The organism is Lichenihabitans sp. Uapishka_5 (genome assembly GCF_033947565.1).
Taxonomy (GTDB): Bacteria; Pseudomonadota; Alphaproteobacteria; order Rhizobiales; family Beijerinckiaceae; genus Lichenihabitans.
Genome location: NZ_JARPVX010000181.1, coordinates 1 through 1,787, shown reverse-complemented (window position 1 = coordinate 1,787; position 1,787 = coordinate 1). Strand labels below are relative to the sequence as shown.

The following is a 1,787-nucleotide window of genomic DNA, read 5'->3' as shown; positions in this document are numbered from 1 at the left end:
ACCCAGCGCAGCGCCGCCTATGCGGCGCTGCGCTGGGTCGGGGCCGCCTACCTGCTGTGGTGCGGCGGCGCGATGCTGCTGCGGCCGCGGCAGGCATTGACGCTCGAAGCCGAACCGGCCGCGCCGCAGGCTTTTCGGCGCGGGCTGCTGACCAACCTGCTCAACCCCAAGGTGGGGCTGTTCTACCTGTCGTTTCTGCCGGGCTTTGTGCCGGCGGGGTGGCCGGCGGCCCCCACCATGGTGGCCTTGACGGCGATCCACATCGGCCTGGCGCTCGCCTGGTTCGGGGTGCTGCTCGGCGGCGCCGCGGCGCTGCGCTCGGCCATCGCGGGCCGGGCCGACGTCACGCGGGGGCTCGACCGGATCACCGGCGTCGTGTTCGTCGGCTTCGGGCTGCGGCTCGCACTCGACCGGGGCTGATCGGCCGCAGACCAGAAAGGCAGCACCATGAAGGTCGCACTGATCCAGATGAATTCCGGGCCCGACAAGGCCGCCAATCTCGCGGCGGCCGAGCGCCTGATCGACGCCGCGGTGGCGGCGGACGCGCCCGACTGGATCTGCCTGCCCGAATGTTTCGACCACCTCGGCGGCACCCGGGACACGAAGCGCGCGGCAGCGGAAGCCGGGCCGGACGGACCGGCATCCCGGTTGATGCAGACCCTCGCCCGCAAGCACCGGGTGTTCATCCATGCGGGCTCGATGCTCGAACGCATCCCCGACGACGCACGGCTGCACAACACCACGCTGGCCTTCGACCGAGACGGCCAGGAGGTGGCGCGCTACCGCAAGATCCACATGTTCGACATCACAGCGCCGGACGGCACCGACTACAAGGAAAGCGCCACCTTCAAGCGCGGCGAGGAGGTGGTGACCTATGCGTGCGAGGGCGTCACGGTGGGCTGCGCCATCTGCTACGACCTCCGCTTCCCGGCGCTGTTCCAAGCCCTGGCCGACCGGGGCGCGACGCTGATCGCCCTGCCGGCCGCCTTCACGCTGCAGACCGGCAAGGACCATTGGGAGGTGCTCTGCCGTGCCCGGGCGATCGAGACCGAAACCTATGTCTGCGCCGCCGCCCAGACGGGCAGTTTTCCGCAGGGCGCCGAAACGCGGCACACCTATGGCCATTCGCTGGTGGCCGACCCGTGGGGCCACGTGGTGGCGCGCGCCAGCGACGGGGTCGGCTGGACCGCGACCCGCATCGACCCGGCCCGCGTCGCTTCGGTGCGGGCCATGATCCCGGTGGCGAAGCACCGGGTGCGGCTGCCGGAGGCGCGGACGTGACCGCATCCGCCCCTAACCTCGACCTCGAGCGGCTGCTCGGCCCCGCGGCACGGCGCACCCCCGCCATGCAGGCGGTGTGGGACTGGCTGCAAGCGGAGGACGCCGGCCTGCCGGACTGGGTCGACCTGCCGCCCGATGCGGCGCGGCGCCTCGCCGACGGGTCGATGGCACGCTGGAACGCCGATCTGCCGCCGGTGGCGGCGGCCGAGGATCTGCTGGTGCTGGGCGACCCGCCCCTGCCCTGCCGGCTCGTCACCCCGCCGCAGCCGGAACCCGGCGCCCTCCTGTTCCTGCATGGTGGCGGCTGGAGCTTCGGCACCCTCGAGACCTACGAGCGCTTCGCCCGCCTGCTGGCGCTGGCCACCAGACGGCCGGTGCTGGTGCCGGCCTACCGGCTCGCGCCCGAACATCCGTTTCCGACGCCCTTGGCGGATTGCCGACGCGCCTGGGACTGGCTCGCCGGCCACGCCCTCGCCAGGGGCGGCCCGTTCGCGGTCGCGGGCGAC

The 1,787-nt window shown here is 72.9% G+C and carries 3 protein-coding genes; all 3 read left to right on the top strand.

Annotated elements, in window-relative coordinates:
* Positions 1–420: LysE family translocator (locus P7D22_RS22955; protein ID WP_319936562.1), on the top strand; the 420-nt coding region annotated here is incomplete at its 5' end.
* Positions 421–447: 27 nt separating this feature from the next.
* Positions 448–1,281: a carbon-nitrogen hydrolase family protein gene (locus tag P7D22_RS22950; protein ID WP_319936561.1), complete on the top strand. Its 834-nt coding sequence runs from the start codon at positions 448–450 to the stop codon at positions 1,279–1,281.
* Positions 1,278–1,787, top strand: a 510-nt coding sequence (locus P7D22_RS22945) for an alpha/beta hydrolase (RefSeq protein WP_319936560.1), incomplete at its 3' end; no start/stop codon positions are given. The genes P7D22_RS22950 and P7D22_RS22945, both read left to right, overlap by 4 nt.

What these genes read in the sequence shown, in the direction of transcription:
- P7D22_RS22950 (WP_319936561.1), top strand. Translation starts at nt 448, where the DNA reads ATGAAGGTCGCACTGATCCAGATGAATTCCGGGCCCGACAAGGCCGCC.